Genomic DNA, 8,293 nt, shown 5'->3' on the forward strand with positions numbered 1-8,293 from the left:
CATCTACGGCGCACCGCATGCAGCCATACCCAGAGCCCCTGGGTCCACCGATCTTACGAATGATCAGTTCAAACCCACCACTGAAAGGTAGGGCACCGCATGGAGTACGCGCACAGTCTGCGGCTGGTGCGGGGCGACCGGCAGGAGATGATCCGGCACCTGAGCCGGCTGCCCGGCCTGACCGTGCACCCCTCCCAGGGGAACTTCGTGTACGTACGGCTGCCGGAGGGGGTCGACGGGGCGGTGCTGCGCGACCGGCTGCTGGAGGAGCACGGCGTCCTGGTGCGCGAATGCGGCAACAAGATCGGCAGCTCCAGCCGGTATCTGCGGCTGGTGGTGCGCCCGCAGCCGGATGTGCGGCGGCTGATGGCGGGGCTGGAGCGGACGCTGTACGGGGGCGGCGCGGCGGCCGCGGCCCTGCCGACGGCCTACGGGTCGGGGACGGCTGCCGCGGCCCTGCCGACGGCCTACGGGTCGGGGACGGCTGCCGCGGCCCTGCCGGCGGCCTACGGGTCGGGGACGGCTGCCGCGGCCCTGCCGGCGGCCTACGGGTCGGGGACGGCGGCCGTGGACCGCCTCGTCATGCGGGCCTGACCGGCGCGGGGCCCGACGCCCTCGGGGAGTCTTCGCAGGAGCGTCGTCCGCCCGGAGGGCGGGCCCGGCGGCGTCTGCCTGCGCAAAGCGAGGTCCGCCAGGGCGTCGGGGCAGCGGGCGGTGGCGCACAGCGCCGGCCCGCGGGTGCCGGTGCGGCAGCGCCCGGCGAGCCTCCGGAAGACCACTCCCGGGGCGTCAGCCGGTGGAGAGCCCCGCCGCCGCCTTCGACAGGGCCTCCAGGACCGGGCTGAGGAGCGGGTGGGCCTCCGCGCCCCGGCGTACCGCCGCGAAGACGCGGCGGGTGGCGGCCGGGCCCGACACCGGGAGGACGATCGTGTCCTTGAGCTCCATGCCGCGCAGCGCCGAACGGGGTACGAGGGCCACTCCGGCGCCCGCGCCCGCCAGGGCGACGACGGCGCGGAAGTCGTCCGACGAGTGCACGAGGCGGGGCTCGAACCCGGCGAGTTCGCAGGCCAGGAGCATGACGTCGTGGCAGGGGTTGCCCGGGTACGGGCCGATCCAGTCGCTGTCCGCGAGGTCGGCGAGTTCCAGGCGCGCGCTCCCCGCGAGCGGGTGCCCGGCAGGGAGTACGGCGTCGAAGGGCTCCGCGTAGAGGGCGACCCGGGCGAGCCGGAGGTCGTCCTCGCGCGGCGCGCCCCGGTACTCGACCGCGAGCGCGAGATCGGCCTCGCCGTCCAGGACCATGGGCAGGCTCGCGTCGCCCTCCGCGTCCCTGACCCGTACGCGGATGCCCGGGTGCTCGTCGGCGAGCCGGCCGATCGCCGGGGCGAGGACCTCGGCGATGCCCGTCGCGAAGGCCGCGACCGTGACCTCCCCGGCCGCGCCGCCCGCGTACGCCGCGAGCTCCGCCTCGGCCCGCTCCAGCTGGGACAGCACGGCGTGCGCGTGAGTCAGCAGGATCTCGCCCGCCGTCGTCAGGGTGACGCCCCTGCCGCTGCGGATGAGCAAGGTGTGGCCGGTCTCCTGCTCCAGCGCGGCGAGCTGCTGGGAGACGGCCGAGGGCGTGAGATACAGCGCCGCGGCCGCGGCGGTCACCGTCCGGTGGTCCGCCACGGCGCGCAGGATGCGGAGCCTGCGGGGGTCGATCACCTGCCCATTGTCGCCCGTGCGTCGACGAAGGCCGCGACGGCCCGCTCCACGTCCTCGGCGGAGTGCGCGGCCGAGAGCTGGACACGGATGCGGGCCTGGCCCATCGGGACGACCGGGTAGGAGAAGCCGATCACGTACACGCCGCGCTCCAGCAGCAGCTCGGCCATGCGCCCGGCCTCGGCGGCGTCGCCGATCATGACGGGCGCGATGGCGTGGTCGCCGGGCAGGATCTCGAAGCCGGCCTCGGTCATCTTCGTACGGAAGAGCGCCGTGTTCGCGGCGAGCCGCTCGCGCAGGTCGCCCGCCGATTCGAGCAGGTCGAGGACCTTGAGGGAGGCGGCGGCGATGACCGGGGCGAGGGAGTTGGAGAAGAGGTACGGGCGGGAGCGCTGGCGCAGCAGCGCGACGATCTCCGCGCGGGCGGCGACGTAGCCGCCGGACGCGCCGCCGAGCGCCTTGCCGAGGGTGCCCGTGATGATGTCGACGCGGTCCATGACGCCGTGCAGTTCGGGGGTGCCGCGGCCGCCGGGGCCGACGAATCCGACGGCGTGCGAGTCGTCGACCATGACCATGGCGTCGTAGCGCTCGGCGAGGTCGCAGATCTCGCGGAGCGGCGCGACGTAGCCGTCCATGGAGAAGACGCCGTCGGTGACGACGAGGCGGCGGCGGGCTCCGGACGCCTCCTTCAGCTTCGCCTCCAGCTCGGCCATGTCGCGGTTGGCGTAGCGGAAGCGGGCGGCCTTGGAGAGGCGGATGCCGTCGATGATGGAGGCGTGGTTGAGGGCGTCGGAGATGACGGCGTCCTCGGGGCCGAGGAGGGTCTCGAAGACGCCGCCGTTGGCGTCGAAGCAGGAGGAGTACAGGATCGTGTCCTCCTGGCCGAGGAAGGCCGAAAGACGCTGCTCCAGCTCCTTGTGGACCTCCTGGGTGCCGCAGATGAAGCGGACCGACGCCATGCCGTAGCCCCAGCGGTCCAGGGCCTCCTTGCCCGCGGCGATGACCTCGGGGTGGTCGGCGAGGCCGAGGTAGTTGTTGGCGCAGAAGTTCAGCACCTCCTCGGAGGCGACCGACACGGAGGCGGACTGGGGTGTGCTGATGACCCGCTCGGGCTTGTGGAGGCCGGCGGCGCTGATCTCGTCGAGGGTGGCGCGGAGGTCGTCGCGTACGGACGCGTACATGTAGGGCTCCTTGGCGGAAGGGGGAGGTCAGACGGTCCAGTCGAGGATGATCTTGCCGCTGCGGGCGGTGGCGGCCTCGTCGAAGGCCGCGTCGAAGTCCTGGTAGCCGTAGCTTCCGGTGATCACGGGGCTGAGGTCGAGTCCGCCCTCCAGGAGGACGGTCATCGCGTACCAGGTCTCGAACATCTCCCGGCCGTAGATGCCCTTGATGGTGATCATCGAGGTCACGATCCTCGACCAGTCGACGGCGAATTCCCGCGCGGGCAGTCCGAGCATCGCGATCCGCCCGCCGTGGGTCATGTTGTCGATCATGTCGCGTACGGCCTCGGGACGGCCAGACATCTCCAGGCCGATGTCGAAGCCCTCCTTGAGGCCGAGCGTGCGCTGCGCCTCGGCGATGCCGGTCTCGGCCACGTTGACGGCGAGTGTGGCGCCGGCCTTGCGTGCCAGTTCGAGGCGCGGCTCGCTCACGTCGGTGATCACGACGTTGCGGGCTCCGGCGTGCCGGGCGACGGCCGCCGCCATGATGCCGATCGGGCCCGCGCCGGTGATGAGGACGTCCTCTCCGACGAGCGGGAAGGAGAGCGCGGTGTGCACGGCGTTGCCGAACGGGTCGAAGATGGCGGCGACATCCAGGTCGACCTCGGTGCGGTGCACCCACACGTTGGACGCGGGCAGAGTGACGTACTCGGCGAACGCGCCGTCGCGGCCCACTCCGAGCCCCACGGTGCTGCGGCACAGATGACGGCGGCCGGCGAGGCAGTTGCGGCACTTGCCGCAGACGAGGTGCCCCTCGCCGCTCACCAGGTCGCCGACGGCGATGTCCCGGACGTCCGCGCCGATCGCGGCGACCTCGCCCACGAACTCGTGGCCGAGGACGAGGGGGGTGTCGATGGTCTGCTGTGCCCAGCCGTCCCAGGACCGGATGTGCAGGTCGGTGCCGCAGATGCCGGTACGCAGGACCTTGATCAGCACATCGCCGGGGCCGTGATCGGGCTCGGGGACGTCCACGAGCCACAGCCCTGGCTCGGCGTGCTGCTTGACGAGTGCCTTCATGGGTGCGGCTCCAGGCATGGCGGGGCATGGCTGACCAGGCACGAAAGCGCCGATCAGTGGACGCGCACCAATCTGCCGAGCCGGGAGCGTTCAGTCCATCGAGGATTTCTTAAGCGGGCCGACAGCGCAGCTTCACGCGGCGCGGCAGGACGCCCTGCCGGTGGACATCGACCCGGTGCCGTGGACGTCGGGCCGGGGAGTGCCTCGTTGATCGCGCCCCGCGTCAGGACGGTCTCAGGAAGGCGCCGAGCGCGGCGATGCCGGCGGCCAGGTCCGGGCCGTTCGGGGGACGTTCCGGGTTGATCGTCCACTGTGCGAGGAGACCGGTCAGGAGGGTGACGAGGAGGGCGCCGACCGCGTCGGCGTCGCCCGGGGCCAGGGCCGCACCGAGTTCGTCGCCGGCACGGTCCTGCGCCCGTGCCAGCGCGGCCCGCACCTCGGGTTGCCGGGGGGCCTCCGCCAGCGCCTCCACGTTCGCCGCCCACAGGTCCGGGTCCTCGGCGAACGAGCGGGCCAGCCCCGCGAAGAACGCGTCCCAGCGCGCCCGCGCATCCCCCGGTTCCCCGTCCGGCTCGGGCAGCATCGCGTGGACGGCCTCGCCGACGGACTCCACCATCGCCTGCATGAGCAGGGCCTCGCGGGACCTGAAGTGGTAGTTGATCGCGGCCACGTTGGCCCCGGCCTCGGCGGCGATGTCCCGCACCGTGGTCCGCGCGTACCCGCGCCGGGCCAGGCAGTGTTTCGCGGCGGCCAGAAGATCGTCTCTCGTCCCCATGCGCGCGACCCTAGCACTCACCCGAAACACCTGTTTCAAACTCTCGTTTCAAGCAGGCGTATTGAACAAACGTTTAAAACATGTGACAGTGAGCCCCGGCGGCCGGCCCGGCCGTCCCCTCCACGCGTCGTGTCAAGGAGCGCTTATCGTGCCCAGCCCGCTCACCCCGCCGAACCCGTACCTCAGCGGCGTCTTCGCCCCGGTCACCACCGAGACCACCGCCTTCGACCTGCCCTTCACCGGGCATTTACCGCACCATCTCGACGGCCGCTACCTGCGCAACGGCCCCAACCCCCTCGGTATCGACGACCCGGCGACCCCGCACCTGTGGACCCTCGGCGAGGGCATGGTGCACGGGGTCCGGCTGCGCGCCGGCCGGGCCGAGTGGTACCGCAACCGGTGGGTACGGTCCGGCTCCGTCGCCGACCGGCTGGGCGAACCCCGGCGCGGCACCGCGCCCGACCCACTCCTCGACCTCGCCCCGAACGTGCACGTCATAGGCGTCGCCGGCCGCACCTACGCCCTCCTCGAAGGCGGCATCCGGCCGTACGAACTCACCGACGAGCTCGACACCGTCGGCCCCGCCGACCTCGGCGTCACCCCGGAGGGGTTCAGTGCCAACGCGCACGCCGCCCATGACCCGGCCACGGGCGAACTCCACTGCCTGTCGTTCCGGTACGGCGTCGAGGCCGTCCAGCACATCGTGCTCGACGCACGCGGCCACGTCGTCCGCACCCGTCTCGTGCCCACCCCCGGCAACCCGTACATGCACGACTTCGGCCTCACCGGCCGCTACGTCCTGCTCTTCGACACCCCGCTGGTCTTCGACGCCGTCCGGCTCGCCGAGGGCATCCCCTTCGCCTGGCACCACCACCGGCCCACCCGCATCGGCCTGCTGCCCCGCGACGGCTCCGGCCCCGTCCGGTGGTACGAGGTGCCCGGGGCCCCGACGGTCGGTCACACCGTCAACGCCCACGACACCCCCGTCGGCCCGGTCGTCGATCTGATCGCCCATCCCGATCCGCTCGATCTCCGGGACGTCGGCCGCTCCCGCCCCGTTCCCGAACGCTGGGCCGTCGACGTCCGCACCGGCGCCGTGCGCCGCGACCGGCTCCACGACCGGCCCCAGGACTTCCCCCGGATCAACGGCCATCACGCCGGGCGCCCCCACCGGTACGCCTACACCGCCGCCGGCGAGCTCTACACCCGGCCCACCGGCGGCCCGGCACCCGACCCGCTCGCCCTTCGGCACGGCGACCCGGAGCGGCCCGAGCGCGGGTTCCGGGGCGCGCTCATCAAGCACGACCTGCTCCGGGGCACCTCGGAGACCCGCGAGTTCGGCCGGCACGCCGCGGTCGGCGAGGCCGTTTTCGTCCCCGCCGAGCACCCGACCGCGGAGGACGACGGGCACCTCCTGACCTTCGCGTACGACCCCGAGCGCGGGGCCACCGACCTCGTGGTCCTCGCCGCGCAGGATTTCACCGGGCCCGCCGTCGCCCGGGTCCATCTCCCCGTACGCGTCCCCCTCGGTCTGCACGGCAGTTGGATTCCCGGCGGCCGAGGGGGCACGTCCGATCCCGCCTAGAAGCCCCTGAGGACCCACTGCTGGACGTCGGGGGTCGGGGTGCCCTTCGGCCACAGGGTCAGCCAGACGCCGTTGGCAAGGGAGTTGCCCTTCGGTGTGACAGCCATGCCGTACGCGTTGAGAGCGCTGCCGTCCGCGCCGGGAGAGAACCGCTGGACCTCGCTCGCCGGGTTGCACGTCCACAAGGTCAGCAACGCGCCTTTGACGCTCGCGCCGTTGCCCTCGGGGGTGATGCACTTGCCGCTCGCCTTGTGGACGATGAGCCCGTTCTCGTAGCGCCAGCGCTGGGACTCCGACCCCGAGCAGGACCACACGGTGACGGGCGTGCCGTTGGCGGTGGCGTCGCCCTGGGGGGTCGCGCAGACGAAGCCCGGCCGGTTGTGGTTGGAGAGCCAGCTCCAGCCGTCGACGGTCCTCCCTGCGTCCGGGTTGAAGGAGAACACGACCCGATGCCCCGACCCGCCCGACTCGAGTGCCTCGTTGAGGCCCCACAGCCTGTTCGCGTGCGGGTCCCAGGAGAGCCCCTGCGTCAGCTTCGGCGCCTGGGTGAGGACGTGGGGGGCCTGACCGGGCCTGGCCACGTGGATGCAGGAGTAGAGCGGGTTGTGCGGGGGATTCAGGCTCGCGTCCCACCCCGGCCAGGAGGCCGGGCAGGACCCGGCCATGTAGTAGTCGGTTCCGTCGGTGGCCGTGCCCTGGATGCCCCACACCGGACTGGTGTAGCCGGTCGGGCTCGACGGGATCCGGGTGGGCGTGCCCGTGCCGAGAGCCGACAGCGGCCAGTGGACGATACGGGCGCCCGCGCCCGACCTGTTCTCCACCGAGACCAGGGTCGGCGTCGCGCCGGAGCGGTCGATGCTCAGGCTGCTCAGGCACAGCTCGCCGTTGGACGGACCGCAGACGCGAGGGCTGTTGTTGTCGGGAAAGGCGGTGGCGCTGTTGTCGACGGCGGCCTTGCTGTGGGTGCTGTAGCGGGCGACGAGGGGCAGCGCCCAGCGGTGGTGGCGGGCGGAGCTCTTGCCGGCGACGATGCCGGTGCCGGCGTTCGCGGTGTCGGTCATGCGCCACAGCCGCGTCAGGTCGTAGACCTGGAGTTCCAGGCCGTTGGCCACGAACAGCCGGTTCCCGTACCAGGCGACGCCGTCCGCGTGCGAGAGGTACGACAGCCGCTTGAAGTTCCCGTCGACCGGCTCCACGAGGGCGATGTGCCCGTACCCGACCCGGTCGCCGGTCGACTCGGCGATCGAGACCCGCGAGTAGTCCTCACGGGTCTTGGGGTCCGGCCTGTTCGCGTCGTAGGTGCCGTGGTACCAGGAGGCGGCGTAGAGGTGGCGGCCCGCGTACAGGCCGTCGGCGGTGGCGGCGTGCGACCCGGCGAAACCCTGGGGCATCCAGCCGCCGATCAGGTTCCCCTTGGCGTCCCTGTCCGTGTACCCGGTCCTGTCGTCGACGTCGTTCCAGCAGAACCCGTCGTACTTCAGGGCACCGTTCAGCCCGGTGCCGTGACAGAGGCCAGGGCGGCCCGCATGGCCACCGAGGACCTCGGTGACGGGCGCCTTGGCGACGCCGGCCTCTTCGACCGAGCTGATCAGGCGGGTCTTGTCGCCGTCCACGCGGGTCAGCGTGAAGTTCGCGCCGAACGGATCCAGGCCGGACGCGGCCTGGGCGGGCTGAACGGGCAACAGCACCGAGGCGGCCACCGCGACCCCGAGCATGCATCGCATGAGGCGCTTGCCGCGCCCGAACGGTCGTCTCATCGGGGCAGCATAGGGGTGGGCACGCTCGGACACTGGATTCTTTTGCGCCGAAAGGAGGAGGCCCGGCCAGGACGGCGAAGAGCAGGTCGAGGCCTGGGGAGTTGGACGTTCTAGGCCGTGTCTGACAAATACCGCCGTCCGCACGCAGGGCGGGGCGCGCGGCGTCCGGTGCGTGCAATCGCAAGGCGGAGGATCATCCTCGTACTGGACGTACTTGGATGACTCCGACAACGCAGCG

The 8,293-nt window shown here is 72.3% G+C and carries 6 protein-coding genes and 1 pseudogene; 2 read left to right on the forward strand and 5 right to left on the reverse strand.

Annotated features, from left to right (window positions below; genetic code table 11):
• Positions 1–93: 93 nt before the first annotated feature.
• Positions 94–594, forward strand: a pseudogene (locus tag ABT342_RS37590) (aminotransferase class I/II-fold pyridoxal phosphate-dependent enzyme); the annotation flags it as partial.
• Between the two features lie 195 nt (positions 595–789).
• Here ABT342_RS37590 and ABT342_RS37595 read toward each other — a convergent pair.
• The 4 genes from ABT342_RS37595 to ABT342_RS37610 form a co-directional block, all read right to left on the reverse strand.
• Entirely contained in the window at positions 790–1,704 is a 915-nt protein-coding gene (locus ABT342_RS37595; RefSeq protein ID WP_351583946.1) for a LysR family transcriptional regulator, read from the reverse strand.
• Positions 1,701–2,882: a glycine C-acetyltransferase gene (locus ABT342_RS37600; protein ID WP_351583949.1), complete on the reverse strand. Its 1,182-nt coding sequence runs from the start codon at positions 2,880–2,882 to the stop codon at positions 1,701–1,703. The genes ABT342_RS37595 and ABT342_RS37600 overlap by 4 nt, the downstream gene beginning before the upstream one ends.
• 27 nt (positions 2,883–2,909) lie before the next feature.
• Positions 2,910–3,938: an L-threonine 3-dehydrogenase gene (gene tdh, locus ABT342_RS37605; protein ID WP_351583952.1), complete on the reverse strand. Its 1,029-nt coding sequence runs from the start codon at positions 3,936–3,938 to the stop codon at positions 2,910–2,912.
• A 223-nt stretch (positions 3,939–4,161) separates the two neighbouring features.
• Positions 4,162–4,713 (reverse strand): TetR/AcrR family transcriptional regulator, encoded by a 552-nt coding sequence (locus tag ABT342_RS37610; protein WP_351583955.1) that lies wholly within the window; start codon positions 4,711–4,713, stop codon positions 4,162–4,164.
• A gap of 148 nt (positions 4,714–4,861) precedes the next feature.
• Here ABT342_RS37610 and ABT342_RS37615 point away from each other — a divergent pair, with 148 nt between their 5' ends.
• Positions 4,862–6,298, forward strand: coding sequence for a carotenoid oxygenase family protein (locus ABT342_RS37615; RefSeq protein ID WP_351583958.1), 1,437 nt, complete (start codon positions 4,862–4,864; stop codon positions 6,296–6,298).
• Here ABT342_RS37615 and ABT342_RS37620 read toward each other — a convergent pair.
• Positions 6,295–8,055: an RICIN domain-containing protein gene (locus tag ABT342_RS37620; RefSeq protein WP_351583960.1), complete on the reverse strand. Its 1,761-nt coding sequence runs from the start codon at positions 8,053–8,055 to the stop codon at positions 6,295–6,297. The genes ABT342_RS37615 and ABT342_RS37620 overlap by 4 nt on opposite strands.
• Between the last annotated feature and the right edge of the window lie 238 nt (positions 8,056–8,293).

Origin of the sequence: Streptomyces sp. NPDC000410 (genome assembly GCF_040300305.1) — a bacterium.
Lineage (GTDB): Bacteria > Actinomycetota > Actinomycetes > Streptomycetales > Streptomycetaceae > Streptomyces.

Coding starts and splice junctions, on each gene's coding strand:
- ABT342_RS37610 (WP_351583955.1), bottom strand. CDS start 4,713: ATGGGGACGAGAGACGATCTTCTGGCCGCCGCGAAACACTGCCTGGCC.
- tdh (WP_351583952.1), bottom strand. CDS start 3,938: ATGAAGGCACTCGTCAAGCAGCACGCCGAGCCAGGGCTGTGGCTCGTG.
- ABT342_RS37600 (WP_351583949.1), bottom strand. CDS start 2,882: ATGTACGCGTCCGTACGCGACGACCTCCGCGCCACCCTCGACGAGATC.
- ABT342_RS37620 (WP_351583960.1), bottom strand. CDS start 8,055: ATGAGACGACCGTTCGGGCGCGGCAAGCGCCTCATGCGATGCATGCTC.